This is a genomic window from Lacticaseibacillus hulanensis (assembly GCF_004010095.1).
In the GTDB taxonomy this organism is placed as follows: Bacteria; Bacillota; Bacilli; order Lactobacillales; family Lactobacillaceae; genus Lacticaseibacillus; species Lacticaseibacillus hulanensis.
On record NZ_RRYD01000016.1, the window covers coordinates 1 to 24,339 of the forward strand.

A 24,339-nucleotide genomic window follows, 5' to 3' on the forward strand; every position below is an offset into this window, starting at 1 on the left:
CGTGCGCATGTGAGTGAGTACGCATCAAAGATGCTACTCACTCATCAAGCTGGGCGGCACACCCGAGGCCCAGCCCGCACCCTCCGGCCAAACCCCACAACGCTCCGCTGGATAGAAAGTGACATCCAATTGCCTCGTATTGGTAGACTCCATAACGTCCATGAATCGTGATGGAGTCCGGTACGACAGTTAATTCTGCTTTATATGGTGCCGTCGTAAGCCTTATATTTTAACCACTATGTAGCGACTGGGCGGGGTCGGTGCGTGTGTAGTGCGGCTGGGATTTTCCTGTGAAAGCTATGGTGAGAGAAGACCGATGCGGGTTTTGCATCGGGCTTCTCCACACCATAGCCGGCAAAAATTAAGACCCGCTAGGAGGACAAAGCTTTCCCAGCGAATCTTAACAACACATATTAAGTTCGTAACCCCCAAAAACAGATGCGGGGCTCAATTTTTAGGTTGAAGACCCCGCTTTTGGGGCTTCAACCGGCCGCACGGAAAATCCCAGCCGCACGGAACGCGCACCGGCACCGCCCAGTCGCGGCCCCTAGACCACTCAGTACCCAACAAGCACAAAACCACTTACGTTGCCGGACAACGACAGTCCTCCAAGTTTGGGCCCGGCTATTTATCCAGCTTGACCTCATCCAGGGGAATCAGCTTGGTCTTGTGCCGGACTTTGTAGTAGACGTACAAAATGATAAAGAGCGGCACGGACATGTACGATATGAGCAGCCGTGACCAGTCGAAGTGCGTCACCGACTGCAAGTCCTGCCCCAGGATTACGATGATGCCCATCAGCAGTGCGAGCAGCGGCCCGACTGGGAACCATTTGGCGTGGTACACAAGTTCTGAGACCGCGTGCCCCTGCTTAATGAACGCGCGCCGGAATCGGTAGTGCGAAATCGCAATCCCGAGCCACGCAATGAACCCGGTCAACCCGGATGCCGCAACCAGCAGTGTGTACACGTGCGGGCCCATGATGCTCGTCAGGAACGTGAGCGCACCGACAGCTGTTGTCGCCAGCAACGCCGGTAGTGGCACCCCGCGCCCGTTCGTCTTGCTAAAAATCCGCGGGGCAAAGCCAGTGCCGCCCATCGCCCAGAGCATGCGCGTTGATGCGTACATCCCCGAGTTCGCCGACGACAACACGGAGGTCAGAATCACCGCGTTCATCACGCTGGCCGCGCCGGCAAGTCCCGTGCGTTTGAACACAAGCGTGAATGGCGAAATCGCCACGTCGCTGGCCCCGGAACCCAGCAAGTTGGGGCTGGTGAACGGAATAATGGCCGCAATCACCGCAATTGCGAGGATGTAAAATAGAAGAATCCGCCAGAACACCTGCTTAATCGCCTTGGGAATGCTCTTTTCCGGCGTCGCCGATTCCCCCGCCGTGATACCGATTAGTTCGGTACCCTGGAAGGAGAAACCCGCGACCACGAAGACGGATAACGCCGCGGGCCAGCCGTTGTGAAACGGTGCGTCCCCCAGTGTGTAATTGCGCAGTCCAATCGCCGGGCCGCCGCCGAGGATGCCGAAAATCGTGAGCACACCGACAATCAGGAAAACAATGACGGTGATGACCTTAATCATCGATAACCAGTACTCGGTTTCCCCGAACGCCTTCACCGAGATGATGTTGATGGCGAAGATGAGCACCAGAAAGCCGAGGCTGAAAATCCAGCCGGGCACGGCCGGTAGCCAAAAATGCATCAAGATGGCAGTCGTGGCCACGTCCACCGCAAGCGTAATCGCCCAGTTGAACCAGTAATTCCAGCCAAGCGCAAAGCCCAAAGCCGGGTCAACAAACCGGCTGGCGTATTCGGAAAAGGACCCGGAAACCGGCATGTACGTGGCCATCTCGCCAAGGCTAGTCATCAAAAAGTAAACCATCAGCCCAATTGCGCAGTACGCCAAGATGGCGCCACCCGGGCCGGCCGTGGCAATCGCGGAACCGCTGGCGACAAACAGCCCCGTGCCAATTGATCCCCCAAGGGCAATCATGGACAGGTGCCGTGTTTTCAGCTCGCGGGCCATTTCGTTATCGTGTTTTGCTTGTGCCAAGAGAAACTCCTTATTATCTGATATTACACATTTTGTCACGGCAATTTTCGCCGCAATATTAAAAGGGCGACCCGATTGTTAAGGCCGCCCAGCCGAATGCCCGCCGTCCTTGCAGATGCGGGGCACGTTTACGCGGAAACATGCTAATTTGCACATAACAGCATAACATTATTTGTGACATATTAAAAATGCTGGGATTAACTTTTCCGCGAAATGTCACTTCACTTAGCGACTTCAGCGACGCTTTGCGGTATTCTATAGCCAAGTAAAATACGGAGGAAATTCCTATGCCAGAAAATCCGAATGCCATCCACGATTTAGCGAACCCAGAAGGCACCATCACCTTCACCTACCATAATTGGCACGCCCGCATCAGCGCCGTGAACGACCACATTGTGCGCCTCACCGTGACCAGCGCCGATTCATGGCCGACCCAGCCCAGCATCCCGGCCGCAGTGACCACGCAAAAGCACGCTGATGCCACCGTCGCAACTGGTGGTAGCGGTCAGGAATACCAGACGCCAATCGTCATTAACCACGATAGTCAGGCCCTCGTCCTCAGTGGGAACACCGCTGCCCTTGGGAACTACCTGCTAACAATCACGGATGGCAGCCTCAGTATTGCTGCCGGCCAAGATTTGCTGGTGCGCCAGTCCCTGCCCCAGCTGGTGTCCGCCGATGCTGCAAGCGCCGACCCAGACAGCGACGTGAAGACCGCCCACTGGAGTACGACCATTAAGACGCGGCCGCACGCGCACTACTTCGGTGGTGGCACCCAAAACGGAATTGTGACCCTTAATGACCGGCTGATTCAGATTAGGAACGAAAACCGCTGGACGCTCGGCGGGGTGTCCAGCCCCGTGCCGTTTTTCTGGAGCACCACCGGCTACGGTTTCCTCAGCAACACGTTTACCCCCGGCACCTACGACTTCAGTAACCCCCACTTCGGCGCGCGGCTGCTGCACGAAGATGCGGTGTACGACGGTTACCTGATTCTGGGGCAAACGCCGACTGCAATCATTCACGGTTACCACGAACTAACCGGGCTGCCAGCGCTCATGCCGCGGTTCACCTTCTACCCGGCCCACTTCAACGCCTACAATCGGGACTACTGGGTGGCGGTCACACCTGATTCGAGCGGCGCCGTGCAGTTCGAGGACGGTAATTGGTACAAGGAATACCAGCCCGTAAACCCGGAAACCTTCAACACGGGCTACCGGCCGGGAACCATCACCGTAGCCGGCCAGACGCTAATTCCTAACGTCTACGGCAGCGGCAACGTGACCTTCACCGACGCCGATGCAAGTGGCAACCCCAAGTCCGCCATCCACGAATCACTGAATGGTGAACACGACTACCAGTTTTCCGCGCGCGCCGTCATTGACCGCTACCAGAATGCGGGGTACCCCCTGGGGTGGCTGCTGCCCAACGACGGATACGGAGCTGGTTACGGACAGACCAACTCGTTCAGCGGTGATTTGGCCAACCTCGCCCAATTCATTGAGTACGCGCGTGCCCACGGTGTGGCAACCGGCTTGTGGACGCAAAAGGCCGTGAAGCCGCAAAACCCGGAGCAACCGGCAAAGGGGGAACGCGACCTGAACGCCGAAATTGCCGCGGGTGTGCGCGCCCTCAAGACGGATGTGGCGTGGGTTGGCGAAGGTTACACGTTCGGCCTGAACGCCACGACCAAAGCCGCCAGCGCGCTCAACGATGCGGGTCTGCGTCCGGCAATCGTAACGCTCGACGGCTGGGCTGGCAGTCAGCGCAGTTCCCTGATCTGGACTGGCGATCAGGCCGGCAGCAATTGGCGCAACATTAAATCCCACATTGGTAGTTACCTCAGTTCTGGTCTGTCCGGCAACCCGAACATCGCCAGTGACGTCGATGGTATTTACGCTGGCAGCGACCCGATTGTCCAAACCCGTGATTTGCAGTGGAAAGCCTTCACCCCCACCTTCTTTGCCATGGACGGCTGGGGCGATGTGGCCAAGCACCTCGGCCTTGAGTTCGGCGATCAAACCGCGGCGATTAACCGAGCGTACTTGGAATACCACACCAGCCTGGTGCCGTTCTTGTACAGTCTGGCCGCAAATGCGCGGTTAACGGGCCAGCCAATCATGCGACCAACCTGGTGGCTTGAGCAAAACGACTACACCTACAGCGATGATTTGAACGACCAGCTGCTCCTGGGTGATGCCTTCCTCATCGCCCCCATCACGACGCCGTACCACCAGGATGAGCGTGGTAACGCAGAGCGGGCCAGTGTCTACCTGCCCACCGGCGATTGGACCGACTTCTGGTCCGGCCGCGAATATAACGGGGGCACCACCATCAGCAATGTCCCCGCGCCACTTGGCCAGACGCCAATCTTCGTGCGCGCTGGCAGTATCGTTCCCCTCGTCGCGCCGCACATGACACCGGACCAGCTGCCGAACACCCGCCGGCTTGATTATTATCCAGGATACAACCAGAGCAGTTTCGTTCAATACGACGATGACGGCCAAACACCGGCATACGCGCACGGGAAGCAGGCGCAGACCCGCATTGATGCAATCATGGATGACGGAGACACTGTCCACATCACCATTCATGCGACCACTGGCACCTTTGCCGGACAGGAATTACGCCAGGCAACGACCGTGTTCATTCCGTGCTCAACCGAGCCGCGGTACTCAGTCGTCCAGATGAACGGCGAACTAATTAACGTACCGAAGCGCTTCGGCATGCGCGCCGGTGATCCGTTTGCGGCCATGCGCACCGAAACGGGCTTCACAATTGAAATCCCGGCGGTCAACATCAGCGCCAACACCTTTGAAATTGAGGTCGGGCTATAACCAAACGCTCTCGGTCACAATTATATTATCAAAAACAAAGGGCCCGAACTCCCAGAACTTCAAGCCTTATAAGGATAATCAAGTAGCCACATTTTAACGATAATACAACTAAAGTCCGATTTTTAATTATCTTTCAGCGCAGGGTTGCCGTCTCCACTATTAGAGCTATAATGTAGTCAATAAATACGAAATAGGGGTTGATAGGATGAGTCCTTGGTTGGTAGCATTAGGCGTATTACTGATCGCAATTGGCGGGTGGCAACTTGTGCGAAACCGCAAGTACATGCATTACCTCAAAACTTCTGCGGGTGCATCAACACCCCCGTTCACCCTGCAGGCGGTCTATAGCAGTTGGGTGGTAACGGTAATGCTGTTTGTTGCCGGGTTCGGCGTTATCCTGTTGTACTTCACGAATCGGTAAATCTTGAAAAAAATTGGCGTCATTTTATCTTTTCAGTGCCTGATTATCTTATTTTGAGATAATGCACTGACTCGGTCACAGCTAAAGTCTCAAAAAAGGCCGAAATTCTGAGCTTTCAGAATTTCGGCCTTTTTATTTAGGCACAGTAACTAGGTTCTGTTAACCTCAACTTCGACAAAAAAGAATAAATAGTTAGAAGCTAATTTTTATGTACAAATCTGATGGAACCAAAAACCAAATTTCTTGCAGTTTTGAATTAATGCTCCAACTTACGCAGTATAGCTTTATATGTTGCTGAGACTAAACGGCGCAATCAGACCATAAAATCCAATCGAAGCCAAGTATTTTAGATTCCGATAATTGTATCGCACGCCACCAGAGGTATCAAAGTAGCCCCAGAACACCTTCTCACCGTAATTAAATTCCAAAACCAAATACAGTCCTTTACGATATACATGTAAATTTTTTATGTTCTTTTTTGATATTTTTTCGGCATTCTCAGTCATACGCTCGGCGTTATATTTGCCAGACATATCAACGATGTATACCATTTGTGACGTAAAAATCACAACAACAATTTTTTCATTACTTTCCGTCAACAAACTGTATCCTAAAAAGGTATCATAGACTGCACGTGCTTGCCTTGACTCTGGATCCATAACTCGTTTTATAGCAAGCGCATTGTATGCCGGTGCCAAGCGCAATGTATTTTCTAGTTCATCCATTTGATCCCATTCAGGCCATCCCGCCACAAGTCATTCCCCCTTCGTTTTTGTCCGTCATCGTCTTCCATGCCTCTCGCTCCTATTATAGGGCAAAGTCACTCATTTTGTCATAAAATTCGTTATGTTATTAAACCAATCCTGTTGTTTTTAAAAAGAGCAATCTGTTATCATTATGCTATAGATGGAAAGCGCTTTATATTACTCAAGGAGGTATTACCATGAGACTACCTAAGTTTGTTACCGCTGTGCTCTGCATGATCACACTTTCTGCTGCAATTGCGCCTGCTACTCTCACTTTTGCATCAGACAGCACTTCAACTAATTCTTCTGCAACCTCACAAAAGTCTGATTCAGTAATAACTTCAGAAGCCAATGACAATGTTGATTTGAATTTAGATACTGCTATCAATGAGGCCTTGGAAGCACCACATCAAATTCCTGAAGGATTCACAGAACAGGATATAGCAAAAATAGCTGAAGATCTTGAGTTTTACTTCACTAAAGCTGGTACCATAGACGAAAGTGGGACTTACAAAGTCACGAACCCAGAATTAATTTTTGAACGTGGTGAAGCTGGTGACGCAGAAGCTTTTAAACTATATGTTGCATTATTTGGTGATCGCTCAGACAATGAATTAATAAACTATGCGGCATGTGTAGTCGTTGGCACGACACCAATATTCGGTTCAATAAGCATGGTGGCCGACATGATTCGTGACGAAGCTACTGGTAAGTTTATGAAGATTTTAAAAACAGGTTCATCTTGGGCTATTGCCACAGCAATTGCAAAATTAGTATCTAAGTTTGCTGGGTTTGTTGGTTCAAATATGACTGTGGCTGGTTTAATAGTTGGTTTGGTTGCCTCACTGGTATCATGTGCATAATCAATTATCACAGCTCTGACAATTTATTATGTAAGAAGGCCCGCAATTCCGTACTTTCGGAATGCGGGCCTTCTACGTCGAGCGCAACAACAGAGACTGACAATAAAAGTAGCTCAGCAAGGAAAAACGACCGAACACTTCAGCAATAACTGAAATATTCGGTCGTCTTTCCTTGCAGCTCGGCAATTGTGACCGAGTCTCGTTTTTATCTATTAGTGCTTCCGCTTGCTCTTGCTCTTGTCCGCCCGCATGATTGTCACCATGTTTTTCTTGGAACCAAACATTTTTTCAATCTTCGCGTGCTCCCGGGCACGCCCCCGCAGCTGCGTGTTGGCGGCACCTTCTGCCTGCAGCTGCTGGTAACTGCTGAAGCGGGCCGGCGCTAACGTCCCGTCCGCAATTGCCGCCTGCACCGCGCAGCCGGGTTCAACGGTGTGCGAGCAATCGTTGAACCTGCAGTTTGCGGCCAAGGCCAAAATATCCGCAAAGGCCCCGTCCACGTCCGCTTGGGCAATCGCTAGTTCCCGCATTCCCGGGGTATCGATGACAATCCCGCCACCAGGAACCAGCAGCAGTTGCCGGCTGGTGGTCGTGTGCCGGCCATGTGCGTCGTCCTCGCGAATACCGCCCGTGGCCAGCTCATCACTGCCAAGCAGCCGGTTAATCAACGTCGATTTACCGACCCCGGATGAACCCAAAAAGGCATACGTCTTGCCCGGCTCAATCGCCGACTGTAACTCCTGCCAGCCGTCAGCGCGCGTTGCATCGCAGATCAGCACGGTCGCATCGCCGGCGATTGCGGCCACGTCTTCCACCTGCTGGGCAAAATCGGTGGCCAAATCCGCCTTGGTGAGCACCACGACGGGCGTGGTCCCACTGTCTTTGGCGACCGCCATGTACCGTTCCAGGCGGCGCAGGTTGAAGTTGCCATCCATTGCCATGCACAAAAACAGGGCGTCAACATTGGCGGCGACAACCTGCAGATTACTCGTCGTGCCCGCCGCCTTGCGCGTGAACTGACTGCTGCGCGGCAAGAGCCGTTCGATAATCCCGTTGTCACCAGGGTTATCCGGCATGCGCACCTGCACCCAATCCCCGACCGCCGGGTAATCTTTCGGGCCAAAGGCGATGTTCCGGTAGCGTCCGGAAACTTGCGCCTGAACGCGCACGTCCTCCGTCTGCACCGAATACAGGTTGCGCCCCTGCTGTGCGACGCGGCCGAGCGTGAGGCCCGTGCTGTTCATGGCAGCTATATCAGCGGGTAAACCGTACTGCATTAATGTGTTACTATTCAATTTTTTGTGTGTCCTCCAAAATCCTGGAGGGAAAAGTTCGCTATTGCGTAAGTTGACCCTCCGCCAACATGCCAACGCCCATTACAATGCTCTTCTCAGCCATGTTTTCCACACATCCTTTCCACAATTAGCAGGTTGCGCCAAACGCTGAACCCCCTAATTGCCGTACCGTTTACGGGTACAAATATTGTCATCATTGTATCATATTATGCAGGCCGCAAATATCCGGATTGCACGATCTCTGCTACTGGCCTGGGTTATCGTCCTGACGACCATTACCGGCGAAAATTTTGTGAAAATGCTGCCGGAACAACCACAGGCCCACCAGCATTGTGAGCACATCCGCGGCTGGCTGCGCCCAGAGCACACCGGCATACCCCGCAAGTGCGTGCAACAGCATAATCGCCGGCAGGAAAATAACCCCCTGCCGCGCGATGGCCATGATGAAGGCCGCACCCGCTGCCCCCACCGTTTGAAACAGCGTGGTCAGCACCAGACACACGCCGACCGCCGGGGTGCTGATGAGCAATATTCTGATCATCACGGTCCCCGCGGCCACAACGTGCTGATTGTGCATGAACAGCCCAACGAGGTGCGGTGCCAGCAGCATCAAAATTGCCGCAACAACGACTGCGTAAAGAACCTCAACCAGCAGGTCAAAGTTAATGATAGCCTTCAGCCGCTTAAAGTTGCGCGCCCCGTAGTTGTAACCAAGCAGCGGCTGGGCCCCGAAGGCAAAACCGACCATGACGAGCATAATCACCATGTAAATCTTGAGGGTGATGCCCAGCGCCGCCATGGCATCGGTCCCGTACTGCACCACGTACCGATTGAGCACCGCCGTCCCGAACGCCTGCGTCAGGTTGGTAATTGCGGCCGGCACGCCGATTGCAATCACCGCCCAAACCGCGCTTTTATCAATCCGCCACAGCCGCGGACTGACGCTGATGACGTGCGCCTTTTTCATTGTCAGCACAATCAGGAGCACGTCCGTGAGTAGGTACCCAATCACGGTGGCGAGCGCGGCCCCAGCCGTACCCATGTGCAGCACCAGGATGAAAATTGGGTCCAGGACGATGGTCAAAGCGGTGCCGAGGACCGTCCCCACCATCGACGCGTTCGCCAGCCCCTCCGTGCGCATGATGTTGCTGGGGACCAGCGAGATAATAATCACGGGTGCGCCAATGCTCATGATGCGGTAAAAGGCCGCGGCCGCGCTGTAGGTCGCGCTGGTCGTGCCGAGCATGTGCAAAATTGGCTGCTCAAAACCAAGGAGTAATGCGGCGGTGACGACGCCGACTGTGAGGGCCATGTACAGACAGAAGCTGCTGACGCGGCGGGTCTGGTGGAAATCCTTACCGCCCAGCAGCCGCGAAATCACGGAACTACCGCCCAGCCCGAAGATGTCCCCGATTGCCAGCAGAAACGAAAACAGTGGCGTGCAAATGGCCACACCCGAAACCATCGCCGCGTTTTGCGTTTGGGCGATGAAGAACGTATCAGCCAGGTTGTACACCATGCTTGCGACCATCCCCGCCACCACCGGCAGGGCCAGTGTAAAGTACGCCTTGGGCACTGAAGCCCGTTCAAATAACTCTTCCACGATTTTGCCACCAACTTCTTTAGAATAGGCACCATTATAATTAGTTTGTGGCTTGCTTGAAATCAATGGTGCCAAAGTTGTATCATAAATCGATAATTATGATACAAGAAGGTGAAGTCGTGCAGTACGGATACATTTGGCAGACACCATTTAGCAAGTCGGCCACAGAGCAGGCCGCACAGATGCGGTACCTGGGGAATATGCGCCTAGTTATCGACCACGACTTTTTCCGCCGCGGCTGGTCGGACCTGCGCGTGCACCTGCAACCAGGTGATCAGCTGAACATCGTCAGCATTGACGCCCTCGCCCCGTCGCTGATTGGGGCGCAAACCGTGCTCAAAGCGCTGCTGCAAGCTGGGGTGAGCGTGACGATTGTGGACATGGGCCGCCTGCAGGTAACTAATGACGGCACCTTGATAACGGGGGCCAAACTGCTGCGGACACTCAGCAGCCTCATCGCGGCGCAAACCCGTATGGCGCTTGCGGAACAACACATTCGCCAGGACATTAGCCAATCTAGCACAAGACGCGGCCGCCCCGCCAAGCTAACACCGGGTCAGCAACTGGCCGTCCTGGATTATTCGACCACGCACACGCAGCAGGAAGCCGCCCAACTTTTTCACATCTCCCGCGCTACGGTGGCCCGCATCATTCACCGCCACACGCAGCGCTTCAAGTAGCTGCCGGCATCACTGACCGGCCCGCCACAATCGTGCTGCTTGCGGCCGTGTAATTGTGGCTTACCAATTGTTAAACGTTATTTTACTTGGTATACTCAACCTCGAGGTGAAATCATGGAACGCAAAGATGAATTAACCATCGCACTGAGCCGAACCATGCTGGCTCACGGCTTTGCCAAACAATCAATGAACGCCCTGGCGCAGCTGATTGACGTATCCCGCGCCACGCTGTATTCGTACTTCGCGGGCAAGGCTGAAATCATCGAGGCGGTGTGTATTCGCCGGGAACAATTACTAAGTGCCAACCCACCAGCCGAACGGCCCCTGACAGCGGATGGTTATTTAAATTTGCGCCTCAACACAATCTTGCTGCTGGGAATGCGGTCCCCAATTTTTCGCACGGACCTGCAGCAGCAGTTCCCGGACCTGGCTAGCCGCCTCGATGCCGCCTACGCGAACTACGATACTGCCGCAACGGCGCGGCTACTCGAGCTGCGCACGGCCGGCATTATTCACGGGAATGCGGATTGCCAGTACTTCAACCTCCAAGACGCGATTATGGTCGCGGGCACCATCGTCCGCATTGGCACCGATCACCTCGAATACACAACAGTCGAGGCGCTCCTGCGTGATTACTTGCGCGCCGTGATTCGCGGCACCGTCGCCCACCCCGAATCGCTTAACCAGGCTTTGGTTGAGCAAGGAACGGCGGCGCTGCTGGCCGAGCTGCGGAATACTTACTATCAGGCAGAGATTAGCAACGAATAACTCAAAGCAAACACTCACATTGATGTGGGTGTTTTTTTGTCGCCACGGCACAAACCTGTGCTAAAAGCGCTTACTTTTCTTGGAATATTTGTTATCATATACTTGGTTGTGCAAATATAATCTGGTGCCGATACTTATGCGCACTTTTATAATAAATTTCATGTTTATAGATTACTGTTATTACTTAATGACAATTCCAATCAACGTGCAGTCCGGAATCACGTAAAAAGCTGACTGGGGGAATAACAATGAAGAAACACATCGCTTCTCTTTTAGCCATTGCGGCTGCCACTTTGCTACTGGCTGCTTGCGGCGGGACAAATACCAGCTCGACGCCGGTCCCAAAACCTGATTACACTGCAGCCAAGTTGGAGAAGGCACTGAATGACGGTAAAAAGGTCCAAGGAAAAACGGTTGAGTTCAAAATTTCTAAAATTGAACCCGATAGTGCATTTGGCTTTAACCTAGAGACCGGTAAACACCTTAATTTCATCAGCAAAGACGGTAAAGACGTCAAAAAAGGTGACACCGTGACCGCAAAAATCAAAAAATCCACTTCAATTGTTGGCTCATGGGTAATCAGCTACTCAGGGCTCAAGAAAAACGGCAAAAATGTCGCCTCAAAAGCAATCGATAAGGCCACCACGACCAGCAAGGCACCTGCAAACGACACCATCCCAACAGATGCAAAGCACGAATGGTTTTTCAACGCCAAAAAGAATGTATTTTACGCCGGCAACGAAACGATGACTCTAACCAAGTCGGAGGTTCGTGATGGCCTGGATGGCACCAAGGTGCTCGTCATCTACAATACGATTCGCAACAACTCGAGCAAGGAGCAGGATCCATCCAACTTCTACATGGTCATTAACGCCAAACAAAAAACGTCCACCTCAAACGTTGATTTGGACGTGGGTATGATGAACAGCGATGAAAACGGGAATGACCCGCTGCAAAAACAAGAAGATAACCTTAACAACGCATTATTACCAGGTAAAACGGTTGAAACTGTCCTGATTTTTGAACTGAAGAACACCAATCCAGTTACGCTAGAATTTTCCAATTCCAATTTCGATACCATCGGGACTAAGGAATACACAATCAAGTAACAAAAAGGGTAAACGCCACCGCGTTTACCCTTTTCCTTTGTCCAAATTGATAATGGCGGCTACCCGTCCGGTGCACCCGGCACACAAGATCAAAGGAAGACCAATCCCATGCCGACCAGGATCAGTGCAATCATAATTATGTTGTATTTCCTAGAGGTTTTGCGGTAAACACTGGATTTTAACATCAAGATACCAGCACCGCCGATAAAATACCCGAACCCATTCAATATTGTAATCACCAGATCACCCTCTCCAGTGGCCAACCCTACTCCTTACCTGACTCACCGGTCTTGCGAATGATATTACCAGCTCCGTCCGCGGTTGATTTCGTGCTTGGCGCGCACCACCTTGAGTGGATCTAGGCCGAGCCGTGAACACATGAAGAACGAGTATATCATCACGTCGGCCAGCTCCTCGGCGGCGTGCGCGGATTCCTCATCAGACAACGGCTCACCCACATCCTTCCAGGTGAAGATGTCCATGAGCTCGCTGGCTTCAACGTTGAGCGCCATCGCCAGGTTCTTCAGCTGGTGCGCGTCACCCCAACCCTTTTCAACGTCGCGAAAGTGCTCCAGGTCGTGCATCATTGCTGCAATCTGCGGGTCACTCTTATTGTCAAGGCGCAGTGCCGCCCCGTTGTGTTCTGGATCCAATTTATGTACCTTACCGTTCATCAATCTGCCTCCATTCTACGTTAATGTGATTATACTCCGCGGCAGTGATTTGTGGTGGCGCTGCACAACAAAAGCAGCAATTAACGGGGCATTAATTGCTGCTTACGTCTACTTTATTTGGTTTTCCGCGCCGCTTCTTGGTACGTCGCAACATTATCGTCTTGGGCAATATCTGCCTTGGTGCCGCCACTGACCGCCACGTTGGAATTCTGCCCACTCAGCAAGATGGTTCCGTCATCCTGGACGTACGCGTTGAAGACGTATGTGCGTCCCACCTTGGGCATGAAGTCGCCTTCTAACACGTTAATTGCCGACTTGTCTTCACGTATTCCGCCCGTCTTAACAATTTTAATTGACCCGCAACTGATTTTCCCCTTCAGTACTTTCAACACATCGACCGTGTAATGCGTGTACGCCGACCCAACCATTGTCGTTGACCCATCCGCGTTTTCCAGTGGCACCTTGTCAGAATAAGTTGTTTTATCCTGCGCAATTACAGTGGCTACGAAAGTTAGGTCAGCATGACTAACAATCACGTCAGGATTGTCGACATTGATTGCATACTCAGTGTGGGCCTCAATCACCGGAACATTCTGCGGTGAAACTGATTGATTCTTACCAGTAAATGCAAAGAAAGTGACAGTGGCAACCAGGATTGCGCTCAACCCTATTAGCGTAATTAGTTGTTTTTTCATTATTCACCCTTGAATTTCAAATTTGCTCTCCGCCGTTATGTTCTATATTACAAATTAATTTATAGAACTGATTATCTTCCTCCTATTTATTACCATAAACGTTTTCGAATGTGCTTACAACCGCTTATGACTGATAATTAAGCGTGCATATCGAGTTGAATAATTGGGAAAAAAGGGCCAAGCATTTAACCATGCTGAACGTGTTCGACATGGTACAAAATGAGAAAAATTGTGGTACAAAACGATGTACCGCATAATGTACCGTATTCCGGTGACATTCCATTCAAATCAAAGTGAATAGCTGAAATCAAAAACGGCGTCAACTCGGGATTTTAACCGAATTGGCGCCGTTTATTTGTGCTCTATTTTGCTAATGTCTGAACATTTTGAATTCCAAGAAGTAATCGTTGTACTTACCAACAACCGTTGGCGCGAGGTCCTTGTATACCTCCAGCCGCTTCATGGTGCTTTCAGTTGGGTAGAACGACTTGTCCTCCCGCGTGCTCTTTGGCAGCAGCTTGCGGGCGGCGTTGTTCGGCGTGGAGTACCCGACGTAATCGGTGTTCTGGGCCGCATTCTTGGGATTGGACATGAAGTTCAGGAAGGCGTAAATGGCCTTGTAGTGCTCAGCCGTCTTCGGAATCACGAAGTTGTCGAACCAGAGATTGCTCCCCTCCGTTGGCACAATGTAGTGGAGGTGCGAGTTTTCGTACATCATGTCGGCGGCTTCACCGGACCAGTCAACGGCCAGTGGCGCCTCATTGTTCCCCATGTACATTTTAATTTCGTCAGCGACAACCGCCTTCACGTTGGGTGAAAGCGTGTCGAGCTTCGCCTTGGCCGCCGCCAGTGTTGGCGTGTCGGTCGTGTTCATCGACTTGCCCAGGGACACAAGGCTCATCCCCATGATGTCCCGCGCCGAATCAATCAACATGATTTGGCCGCGGTACTTCTTGGACCAGAGATCATCCCAGTGCTGAATCGCGCCGGGCTTGATGTATTTGTCGTTATAGATAATCCCCAGCGTGCCCCAGAAATACGGAATCGAGTACTTGTTGCCCGGGTCGAACGGCTGGTTCATGAAGTCCTTGCCGAAATTATTCATGCCGGTGAGCTTGCTTTTATCCAGCGGCACGAGCAGGTGGTCATTGGCCATCTTTTCCACCATGTATTCGGACGGCACGGTGAGGTCATAGTGCGTGCCCCCCTGCTTAATCTTGGTGTACATGGCTTCATTGCTGTCGAAGGTTTCCTGGTTAACGTGGTAGCCAGTCTCCTTCTCGAACTTCTTGATGAGCGCTGGGTCGATGTAATCACCCCAGTTAGCGAAGTTAAGCACGTTGCCCCCGGTTGCGCCCTGACTCTTGGCCAGACGCGCACTGCCGGCAGCAAGGGCCATGCAGACAATGATAATCGCGAAGATCCCAGATAATAGTTTCTTCATCTTAACGGCCCCCCTTCTTGTGCTTGCGCGAGGTTTGGGCTTGCTGGATGAAGTAGTAACCAATTACCAGCAGTAGAGCAAACAGGAACATGACCCCGGACAGTGCGTTGATTTCCAGGCTGATTCCCTGACGCGCACGGGCGTAGATTTCAACCGACAGCGTCTGGAAGCCATTCCCCGTCACGAAGAAGGTAACGGCGAAATCATCCAGCGAGTAGGTGAAGGCCATGAAGAACCCAGACAGAATTCCGGGAGTGATGAACGGCAGTACAACGTCGCGCAGCACCTGCGAATTGGTTGCCCCCAAATCCTGAGCGGCATCCAGCATGCTCCCCGGTAATTCCTTGAGCTTCGGCAGCACCATCAGCACCACAATCGGAATCGAGAAGGCGATGTGGCTGAGCACAACGGACAGGAACCCGAGGGGCACGTTCAGCGCCGTGAAGAAGATCAGGAAGCTCGCCCCAATAATAACGTCAGGGCTAACCATCAGGATGTTGTTGAGCGACAAGATGGAGTTGCGCACCCCGGCCTTGCGCGTGTTGTTAATCGCCATGGCACCAAACGTCCCGATGATGGTGGCAAAAAGCGCCGCCAGCAGCGCCACGAGCAGGGTGTCCAGCACAATCTGAATCATCCGCGGATCGTTGAACAGTTCACCATAGTGGCGGAAGGTGAAGCCCTTGAAGTGGCTCATCCGCTCGCCGTCACTGAAGGAGAACCCAACTAGGTAGGCAATGGGCAGGTACAGCACCACGAAGACCAGAATCAGGTACAGGTGCCCCCACTTGAACTTGGATTTAGACATGGCGCCGGCCCCCCTTCACGCGGTGCTTGGCCCGTTCGCCAGTGAGGAACATGATGATCACCATGGCGACGATGAGGACAACCCCAATGGTCGAACCCATCCCCCAGTTCATGGTGGTCAGGAAGTGTTCCTCAATCGCGGTCCCAAGGGTGATTACCCGGTTACCACCAATCAGGCGGGTCAGCATGAAGAGGCTCAGGCTGGGAATGAACACGGCCTGCACCCCACTTTTGACCCCGCTCATTGTTAGCGGCAAGGTGACCTTGGTGAAGGTCTGCCACGAACTGGCCCCGAGGTCCTGGCTGGCGTTGACCAGATTCTCGTCCAGCTCCTCGATGCCGTTGAAGATGGGCAGAATCATGAACGGAATCTCGATGTACGCCGCAACGAAGATAAAGGCGGCGTCGGTGAACAGCAGCTGCATCGGCGCAGCGCCGAAGAAGCCCAGGAAGTTATTAATCCCCCCGTCTTTGCCGAAAATCCCGATGAACGCGTATGCCTTCAGCAGCAGGTTCACCCAGGTGGGCAGAATGATCAGCAATAGCCACAGCTGCTTGTGCTTCATGTAGTGCAAGATGAGCGCGGCTGGGTAACTGATTAACAGGGTCACGACCGTAATCACGAAGGCGTACCAGACGGAGTTAAAGGTCATCGTCAGGTAGGTCCCGGACTGGAAGTAGGTCGCGTAGTTGGCGAGCGTGAAGTGGTGGTTGATGTCAAAGAAGCTTTGGTAAAAAATCAGCAGCATTGGGGCAATGACAAATAAACCGAGCCACAGCACGTATGGCACGTAAAAAGCAGCATTCACATTTTTGCGCATGACTATTCCCCCTCGTAACTTTCGAGACGGGCGTCGAAATCCTCCTCGGACTCGCCAAAACGCATAACGTGAATATCTTCTGGGTCAAAGTACACACCCATCATGGCGCCATCTTCCGGTGCCGGGTTGGTGGAATGAATCAGCCACTCGTTTTGCCCGTCATCGTAGGCCACGATTTCATAGAAGTCCCCGCGGAACAGCTGGGTGTCGATGCGCACGGCAACGCGGCCCTTGTCCACTGGCACGACATCGAGGTCTTCCGGACGCAGCACGACTTCAACGTGTTCGTTCGTGCGCATCCCGGCGTCGGCACAATCGAAGACCTTCCCGTTGAATTCAACGCGGTAGTCTTCCACCATGCGGCCATCAACAATGTTGCTTTCGCCAATAAAGTCCGCAACAAAGTGGTTAATTGGTTCATCGTAAATATCAACGGGGGTGCCACTTTGCTGCACCTGACCGTCGTTCATCACAAAGATTTCATCGGATAATGCCAGGGCCTCTTCCTGATCGTGCGTGACGAACAGGAAGGTAATGCCGAGGCGCTGCTGCAATTCACGCAGTTCGTACTGCATGTCCTTGCGCAGCTTTGCATCCAGCGCGGACAGTGGTTCGTCGAGCAGGAGCACTTTTGGTTCCAGCACAATCGCGCGTGCAATGGCAACACGCTGCTGCTGACCACCAGACAACTCGCTGATTTCACGGTTTGCCAGGTTCTCCAGCCGCACCATCTTCAGTGCATCCATGACCCGTGTTTCGATGGCCGCCTTATCAACCTTGCGAATACGCAGGCCGTACGCGATGTTCTCGAACACGTTCATGTGCGGGAAAAGCGAATAGTTTTGGAAGACCGTATTGACCTGCCGCAAATTCGCTGGAATATCGTTCACGCGTTTACCCGCGATCATAATATCCCCGCTGGTAACATTCAGAAACCCAGCAATCGCCCTCAGAATAGTGGTTTTCCCACTACCTGAAGGCCCCAGTAACGTGTAAAATTTCCCTGCTTCGAGGGTAATATCAATGTCATTGAGCACGACGTTCTCGTCGTAGCTCTTAAACACGTGGTGCAATTCAACAATCGGTTCGCCCAAAATATCCGCCTCCCATAGCGCTGTGTGTGCTTACGGGGTATCGCTACGCTCCCCCCGCAGCGGCAGGCACGTTGGCCCACCAATGAACAAACCGTGGGCCGGAATGCTCAAAAAAAGGACCTTGGTTACCCAAAGGTCCTTGTACATTATACGCATTAGGGGGAATCGGTACCAGTGCCAAAACCTTACCGCACTGCTTTTTCCCATCAATGTAAATAAACTGCAACACTAAAATGTTCGGAAATTGACTGTTTCCGGGGTGATTTTTAACTACATCCCCTGAATCAGCATCATGATGATTGGCACCACGATGGCGAACAAGATGGTGGAAGTGGTGACCACGTTGGTGGCGTACTTGACGTCCCCGTGGGCCTGGTCCGCCAGAATTGGGAGCACGGCAAGACCAGGTGCACTAGCCTGAACGATGAGCGTCTGGGCTTCAAGACTTGGCAAGGCGCTCCCAATGTGACTGCCAAGCACAATGAGGCCGGCAATCAGTGCTGGGGCTAGGACAAAGCGGCCGAGCAGGGCCACGATGGTGTCGCGGTCAAAGCGGATGCTGCCAAGGCCAGCCTTGGCGAGCACAATCCCGATGTAAATGAGGGACAGTGGCGTCACCAGGCTCCCGACGTAATCCAGTGTGTTCACGGCGAAACTGAGGGCTGGCACGTTCACGAACGGAATCCGCAGCAACAAGAAGACGAGCGCAACCAGGAATCCAAGTAGTGGTGGTGGCAGCAATTTCTTCCAGTTGAAGGCCGCGCCCGCTGCGCCCTTTTCCTTGGTTGGGTCATCGTTTGCAATGATGAACGCACCCACGGTCCAGGTCGACACGGTGTTAACCACGTAGTACACGAGGAAGTATGCGAGTGACTTGTCGCCAAAGAGCGCGAGGTTCAGGGGCAAACCGATGAAGATGGTGTTGGCGTTCACGAACATGTTGATGAACGTTCCCCGGCGCCCTGGACGGACCTTCAAGACCTTGACCAGGATGAAGGCGATGATGTAGCCCAGAATCACCCCACCAAAGCCGTAAACGAGGCCGCTGGATAAACTAATTAATTTGTCCAGTGTGAGCCGTTCCAGCACGGAGATGAAGATGGACGCAGGCAGTGCGACCTTCATCAGTAAGGTGGACACGGTCCCGCCGAACTTGTCGTCGAACCAGCCCTTCTTTTGTAAGATGTAACCCAAAGCAATGATGAGCACGATGGTCAAAATGCTTTGGATGGATGTTGTTAAAGCAGTCATATTATTCTCCAATCAACCAAACGCAAACGGTGCAAATTGCACTTTACAGTTCAACGTCAATGTCTGGTAATTCAGTGTATTCAGGCACCCACTTCATGTCCGCAACGGCCTTTTGCACGTCGGCAATTGGTTCTGCGTTCAGCTTTTCAGCCACCGCTTCAGTTGCCACGGCGTTAGCGACCGTCTGACTGAAGACATCAAGCTTCTTCACTGGTGGCAGCACTGCTGCACCCGGCTGGCTTGGATCAACAATCCCGCCCAGACTGTGCGCAGCGGCGGAAATCATGCCGTCTGTGAGTAGCTTGGCCTTTGCCGCGATGGTCCCAAGGCCAAGACCTGGGTAAACCAAGGCGTTGTTGGCCTGCCCAATTTCGTAGGTCACACCCTTGTATTCAACTGGTGCTGCGGGAATCCCGGTGGCAACCAGTGCCTTACCGTCTGTCCAGGCAATCAGGTCATCGGCCTTAGCCTCCGCCAGCTTGGTTGGGTTGCTGAGCGGGAAGATGATTGGCCGTTCTGTGTGTGCCGCCATTTCCTTAACAACGTCTTCAGTGAAGGTCCCAGGCACGGTGCTGGTCCCGACCAGAATAGTTGGGTGCACGGCCTTAACCGCTGCCAGCAAGCTGGTCAGATCATCGGCGTTAGCGAATTCACTGCGGCTGCGCGCGAATGGCTTTTGTTCTGGAGTCAGAGTTTCGTCATCATCGAAGAGCAGCCCCTGCTTGTCAACCAGGTAGAAGTGCTTGCGGGCTTCTGCTTCGTCCATCCCCTGCTGCAGGAATTCGTCGTAGATCCGCTTGGTGATACCGGCACCGGCAGTCCCAGCACCGAAGCTCATGTACACTTGGTCGGTCATCTTCTGCTTGGAAATGTTGAGCGCCCCGAGAATCCCGGCAAGGACGATAATCCCCGTGCCCTGGATGTCATCGTTGAACGTGGTCATTTCGCCTTGGTACTTGGCCAAAATGTTGGCGGCGTTGCTCCGACCGAAGTCTTCAAAGTGCATGTATAGCTTCGGGAACAACGTCCGCGCGTTCTGCACGAACTTGTCAACGAAGGCGTAGTACTCATCGCCGTAAACACGCTTCTTCCGGTTACCGAGGTACAGGTCATCGCTTAGGAGTGCTTCGTTGTTGGTGCCGGCATCAAGGACCACTGGCAGCACGCTTGCTGGGTCAATTCCGGCCGCAGCGGTGTACACCATCAGCTTGCCGACCGCGATGTCGACCCCCTGGGTGCCCCAGTCGCCAATGCCAAGAATTCCTTCAGCGTCGGTCACAACGATCAGACGAATGTCGCGGCCGTTTGCGCCATGACGCAGGGCCTGTTCCATGTTAGCCTGGTCATCAATTGACAGGTACACGGCGTTTTGGGGTTCGATGAAGAGAGCACTGTAGTTTTCAATCGTGTCGGCGATGGTTGGGTCGTACACGATTGGCATGAATTCAGCAATGTGGTCCGCGAACAGCTTGTAGTAGAGCACGTGGTTGTGGTTGAAGATGTCCATCAGGAAGATCCGCTTCTCGAGGTCACTTGGCTTGCTCTGCAGCTGGGCGTATGCCTGGGCCACCTGCTGGTCGAGGGTCTGCACTGCTGGTGGCAAGATGCCGGCGAGCCCGTACTGCTGACGTTCAGCCTTGGTGAAGGCCGTGCCCTTGTTCAAGAATGGGTCATTCAAAATTTGTTCTGGTGTGTAACGCATATAAATTTCCTCCATAACGTGGATATTGGCGGTACCTGGTCTTTTTGAACTTTCCCGCCGCGGGGGTCAAACCGAATTTGTTCCCGAATCATCCACAATGTCTGTTAGTTCGCGACGTCCGAGTTGCTGTCGCGATTACATTTGTTACTTTAACCGATTGAAAAAATTATAGTCAAACGCGCCAGCTATGATAAAATGTTTTTATATGAGGCGCACAAACATTGAAGGGACGGGGCTCAGATGCAGACCAAGGATTTAGAATATTTCACCAAATTATGCGAATTAAAAAATTTTTCGATGGTTGCGCAGTTTTTTGGCGTTAGTCAGCCGACCGTCTCGGTGGCCCTGAAGCGACTGGAAACCAATTTCGGCATCACGCTCATCAATCGCGATAAGAGCCACAACACCCTCGCGGTCACCGACGCCGGCAAGCAGCTAGCCGCCCACGCCAACAACATTTTGCGGGAACTCGACCAAACGCGCAGCGAGATCGAAGCCCTCCAAGCCGAAACAATCAGGTTGGGCCTGCCGCCAATCATCGGGAACTACTTCTTCCCGTCGACGCTAAACCGGCTGGTCAAGCACAATCTGGTGCCGCACCTGAAGACAATCGAGGCCGGTTCCGCAGAGCTGCTCAGTCAGCTCCGCAGCGGGGATATCGAAATGGCGTTGCTCGGAAGCGTCGGCCCCTTAGTCGAACCCGACCTGGATGTCACTGAGCTAGCCCAGCCGACCTTCACGATTGTGGCCAGCCCGGAGCGGCAGCTGGGCCATGACGGGACGGTCAAATTCGCGGAGCTGGCCCACGAGTCGTTCGTCTCCCTGACCGTGGGCTTCATGCACAGTGAGGCCTTCCGCCGCCTGACTGCCGCGAACGCCATCCACCCGCGCGTTGTCTTCCGCACCAGTGACGTTGAGCTGCTCAAAAAAATGGTGCACCAAAACGTTGGCATCGGCTTCCTCGTTGATCTGGCCGTCACACCCGCGGACAATCTCCAGATGCTGCACCTCAGCGACCCGGACCAGCCCCAGTTTTGCATCTCGGTGGTGCACCGCAAACACCAAGTCCTGCCGCCGCTCCAGCGCCAGCTCAAGGAACTGCTCATTAACGACAAGAATTAGCGCTCAACTGGTTACAAAATTTTCAGACCACCAAAAAACCGCAGGAAGGATTACCTTCTTGCGGTTTTTACTTTGCTGATTATTAACTAGGCGACTTAGAATCAGGCCGCGTCCTGGCTGCGATTGCCGCGCTGGCTGACAACGGCAAAGAGGAGTAACGCCGCAACCAGTCCGGAGACCGCCAGCATGAATAAGACCTGATACGACAGGCCCTCGATGATGAACGCCCCCATGAGTGGTCCCACGGCGCGGCCGGCTGACGCGCCAGCCTGCACGAGGCCCTGGTACCGTCCGCGCGTGGCGGTCGTCGCAAACAAGTTGATGTACGTCGACATTGCCGGCATCGCCGTGACCTCACCCAGCGACAAAATCACCATGGCCAGGGCGAACTGGAGGTAGGAACGAGCGAAAAGCAGCGTGGCGAAGCTGATGGCAAACAAGCCAAGGCCGGTGCACAGCCGCAGCGTCAGGTGCCGGGTGAGCCAGTCGTCTGCCCGCGTCACTAGCGGCTGCACCAGCAGGATGACCACCGCGTTGATAGTCCACACCGAGCTGTACTCCCGCACGGTTAGGCCCAGGCTGAGCATGTACGACGACAGGTTGCTGTCCCACTGCTCGTAAAAGACCCAGATAATGAAGACCACGACCAGCACCGTGAGCACTTCCGGCCGAATCCGGCCGCGCTTACCCGTACTTGCGACCGCCGTCTCGCTTTCGCCCTGCCGCAGCGAACGGCCCCGGTAGAACGTGAGGACGATGATTGCAAAGAGCAGGTAGATGCTGGTCGCGCAGACAAAGACCCAGTCAATTCCGGCCGCCAGCACGTTGCCGACCACGAGCGTCCCCCCGGCAACACCAAGTGAACTGGTGAAATACAGGAAGTTGAATGCGTAGCTCGGGGCGTGGCCCGGCACCTTCGTGGCGTACCCGTTGATGGAGGTGAAAGTCATCCCACCGCCCAGGCCCATCAGCGTGAGCAGCACCGGGTACATCGGCCAGGCGTGGAAGAATATCAGCAGGCCCGCCGCGACAATGTCGATGCTAATGCCGCACAAGAGCGTGGACACCGGCTTCCAGTGGTCGAAAAGATACCCGCCGACGGTATTCCCACAAAGCGAGGCCATGCAGTTCAAAAAAATCACGGTGCCGGCAACGGTTAGCGGCATGTGCAAGTACTCGTGGACGTAGATTGTCGTTAGCGGCCAGATGAACGTGCCGCCGATGTTTGTAATCAGCGAGCCTGCCAGTAACCACTTCAATTTGAATTCTTTTTGTGCCATTTTGATCACCTAACTATGTAATTTGCCGCAACGGTGCGCAGCGGCGACGGTGTAATAACAAAATATGTCGCGTGGATTGCCGCGCTGGTGAACATTATAGAACAAGTTCGCGGTTTTTGTCCCGCTCAGATTGGGGATTATTTGTCTGCTCCGTGACATCCGTGTCGCCACTGGCAGGGCTTATTGTGCAATGAAGTAAACCACCTCTTCCACTTGACGGCTACCGGACTAAGCAGGTCACAGGTTTACCGAATTCGTGAGTATTCCGAAAAAATAATGATATATAAATAGGACTACCAAGGAGTTACGGTAGTCCTAGAATAAATAATTGGCTTGCCATTCATTTAACCACTATCCCTCACCTGTCATCTCGGCAAACGAAAGCCCAAAGGTTTTTACTATCATTCGGTTAGGGTGGGGATTCATTCTGATGTTCTTTTCTTTAGAAACAGGAGATGGCTCTACATAGTAAACAGTGCCGTCATTTGAATTTCGTTTGGCAGTGCCAATCCCATCTGGGTTTTCATTAGTTTTGACGATCTTTGCGGTCATGGCGCTCTTGAAGTAGCCGTTAGTAATCAAGACAGTACGAACGGCCATTCCTGGTGTCATATGAAGTAAAAGAAATCCGCATATAACACTTGTTTCTATTGCTATCAAAAACTTATTTAAATTTGCGTGTTTTTTAGTGGCCAAGTTAGCATCTCCTTGCGTTAAATCCCAAAAAGGTGTGGTACTGAGGGTTTGGAGTCTTACCATACTTACTGCGTATGCCCTTGCTAAGCTGGCACTTCAGGAAGCGGAGCTAACCTCGGGAACAGTTGCCTGTAAAACTTCATTTTGTAACCAGTATAGGCGCCGCTGTGCGCAAATAACATAATATTTGTGCTACTAAAATATAACAAGGAAGCTACGGTAAACCCATTGTGACCGCAAAACTAAAAACACGCACTTTACTACATTTTTTGACTGACATCCACAGGCACACGTTTAATAACTAAAAGTGGTTATAATACACCTTCATATTTAGAAGACGCCATGCAGGAAATTTCCGAATTGCATG

The 24,339-nt window shown here is 53.0% G+C and carries 20 protein-coding genes; 6 read left to right on the forward strand and 14 right to left on the reverse strand.

The genetic code is table 11. The features are described 5' to 3' along the window. Nucleotides 1-624: 624 nt before the first annotated feature. Nucleotides 625-2,037 (reverse strand): amino acid permease, encoded by a 1,413-nt coding sequence (locus EKN00_RS05290; protein ID WP_421825454.1) that lies wholly within the window; start codon nt 2,035-2,037, stop codon nt 625-627. 314 nt (nt 2,038-2,351) lie between these two features. Here EKN00_RS05290 and EKN00_RS05295 point away from each other — a divergent pair, with 314 nt between their 5' ends. Beyond that, nucleotides 2,352-4,901 carry a TIM-barrel domain-containing protein gene (locus tag EKN00_RS05295; protein ID WP_127849111.1) on the forward strand — a complete coding sequence of 850 codons (2,550 nt, stop codon included), beginning with the start codon at nt 2,352-2,354 and terminating at the stop codon, nt 4,899-4,901. 705 nt (nt 4,902-5,606) lie between these two features. Here EKN00_RS05295 and EKN00_RS05300 read toward each other — a convergent pair. Then, nucleotides 5,607-6,047 carry a hypothetical protein gene (locus tag EKN00_RS05300; protein ID WP_127849112.1) on the reverse strand — a complete coding sequence of 147 codons (441 nt, stop codon included), beginning with the start codon at nt 6,045-6,047 and terminating at the stop codon, nt 5,607-5,609. Nucleotides 6,048-6,265: 218 nt separating this feature from the next. Here EKN00_RS05300 and EKN00_RS05305 point away from each other — a divergent pair, with 218 nt between their 5' ends. Then, nucleotides 6,266-6,931, forward strand: coding sequence for a hypothetical protein (locus EKN00_RS05305; RefSeq protein ID WP_127849113.1), 666 nt, complete (start codon nt 6,266-6,268; stop codon nt 6,929-6,931). A 212-nt stretch (nt 6,932-7,143) separates the two neighbouring features. Here EKN00_RS05305 and rsgA read toward each other — a convergent pair whose 3' ends face one another. Together rsgA and EKN00_RS05315 are read right to left on the reverse strand one after the other, a co-directional pair. Beyond that, the gene (rsgA, locus tag EKN00_RS05310; protein WP_127849114.1) at nt 7,144-8,226 is read right to left on the reverse strand and encodes a ribosome small subunit-dependent GTPase A; all 1,083 of its coding nucleotides are present in this window, start codon (nt 8,224-8,226) and stop codon (nt 7,144-7,146) included. Nucleotides 8,227-8,470: 244 nt separating this feature from the next. Beyond that, entirely contained in the window at nt 8,471-9,829 is a 1,359-nt protein-coding gene (locus EKN00_RS05315; protein WP_127849115.1) for an MATE family efflux transporter, read from the reverse strand. A gap of 119 nt (nt 9,830-9,948) precedes the next feature. Between EKN00_RS05315 and EKN00_RS05320 the strand changes: the two genes are divergently transcribed. The 3 genes from EKN00_RS05320 to EKN00_RS11140 all read left to right on the forward strand — a co-directional run bounded on the left by EKN00_RS05320 (nt 9,949) and on the right by EKN00_RS11140 (nt 12,386). After that, nucleotides 9,949-10,509 (forward strand): hypothetical protein, encoded by a 561-nt coding sequence (locus EKN00_RS05320; protein ID WP_127849116.1) that lies wholly within the window; start codon nt 9,949-9,951, stop codon nt 10,507-10,509. Between the two features lie 114 nt (nt 10,510-10,623). Then, nucleotides 10,624-11,277: a TetR/AcrR family transcriptional regulator gene (locus tag EKN00_RS05325; protein WP_127849117.1), complete on the forward strand. Its 654-nt coding sequence runs from the start codon at nt 10,624-10,626 to the stop codon at nt 11,275-11,277. A gap of 248 nt (nt 11,278-11,525) precedes the next feature. Next, nucleotides 11,526-12,386, forward strand: coding sequence for a DUF5067 domain-containing protein (locus EKN00_RS11140; RefSeq protein ID WP_127849118.1), 861 nt, complete (start codon nt 11,526-11,528; stop codon nt 12,384-12,386). Nucleotides 12,387-12,688: 302 nt separating this feature from the next. Here EKN00_RS11140 and EKN00_RS05335 read toward each other — a convergent pair whose 3' ends face one another. The 8 genes from EKN00_RS05335 to EKN00_RS05370 form a co-directional block, all read right to left on the reverse strand. Beyond that, complete coding sequence (locus tag EKN00_RS05335; protein ID WP_241559460.1) at nt 12,689-13,060, reverse strand: nucleotide pyrophosphohydrolase; 372 nt, start codon at nt 13,058-13,060, stop codon at nt 12,689-12,691. A gap of 113 nt (nt 13,061-13,173) precedes the next feature. Beyond that, nucleotides 13,174-13,755, reverse strand: coding sequence for a hypothetical protein (locus EKN00_RS05340; protein ID WP_127849119.1), 582 nt, complete (start codon nt 13,753-13,755; stop codon nt 13,174-13,176). A 370-nt stretch (nt 13,756-14,125) separates the two neighbouring features. Continuing rightward, nucleotides 14,126-15,199 (reverse strand): ABC transporter substrate-binding protein, encoded by a 1,074-nt coding sequence (locus EKN00_RS05345; RefSeq protein WP_127849120.1) that lies wholly within the window; start codon nt 15,197-15,199, stop codon nt 14,126-14,128. Nucleotide 15,200: 1 nt separating this feature from the next. Beyond that, a complete protein-coding gene (locus tag EKN00_RS05350; protein ID WP_127849121.1) occupies nt 15,201-16,007 on the reverse strand; it encodes an ABC transporter permease in 807 nt (268 codons plus the stop codon). Continuing rightward, nucleotides 16,000-16,827 (reverse strand): ABC transporter permease, encoded by an 828-nt coding sequence (locus EKN00_RS05355; RefSeq protein ID WP_127849122.1) that lies wholly within the window; start codon nt 16,825-16,827, stop codon nt 16,000-16,002. Before EKN00_RS05355 ends, EKN00_RS05350 begins: the two co-directional genes overlap by 8 nt. A 2-nt stretch (nt 16,828-16,829) precedes the next feature. Further along, a complete protein-coding gene (locus tag EKN00_RS05360; protein ID WP_127849123.1) occupies nt 16,830-17,921 on the reverse strand; it encodes an ABC transporter ATP-binding protein in 1,092 nt (363 codons plus the stop codon). Between the two features lie 270 nt (nt 17,922-18,191). Then, nucleotides 18,192-19,172, reverse strand: coding sequence for an AEC family transporter (locus EKN00_RS05365; protein WP_127849124.1), 981 nt, complete (start codon nt 19,170-19,172; stop codon nt 18,192-18,194). A 43-nt stretch (nt 19,173-19,215) separates the two neighbouring features. After that, the gene (locus EKN00_RS05370) at nt 19,216-20,889 is read right to left on the reverse strand and encodes a malolactic enzyme (protein WP_277749627.1); all 1,674 of its coding nucleotides are present in this window, start codon (nt 20,887-20,889) and stop codon (nt 19,216-19,218) included. Nucleotides 20,890-21,114: 225 nt separating this feature from the next. Here EKN00_RS05370 and EKN00_RS05375 point away from each other — a divergent pair, with 225 nt between their 5' ends. Continuing rightward, the gene (locus tag EKN00_RS05375; RefSeq protein ID WP_127849126.1) at nt 21,115-21,996 is read left to right on the forward strand and encodes a LysR family transcriptional regulator; all 882 of its coding nucleotides are present in this window, start codon (nt 21,115-21,117) and stop codon (nt 21,994-21,996) included. A 101-nt stretch (nt 21,997-22,097) separates the two neighbouring features. Here EKN00_RS05375 and EKN00_RS05380 read toward each other — a convergent pair whose 3' ends face one another. Further along, a complete protein-coding gene (locus EKN00_RS05380; RefSeq protein ID WP_127849127.1) occupies nt 22,098-23,276 on the reverse strand; it encodes an MFS transporter in 1,179 nt (392 codons plus the stop codon). A gap of 351 nt (nt 23,277-23,627) precedes the next feature. Further along, complete coding sequence (locus EKN00_RS05385) at nt 23,628-23,972, reverse strand: hypothetical protein (RefSeq protein ID WP_127849128.1); 345 nt, start codon at nt 23,970-23,972, stop codon at nt 23,628-23,630. Nucleotides 23,973-24,339 lie beyond the last annotated feature (367 nt).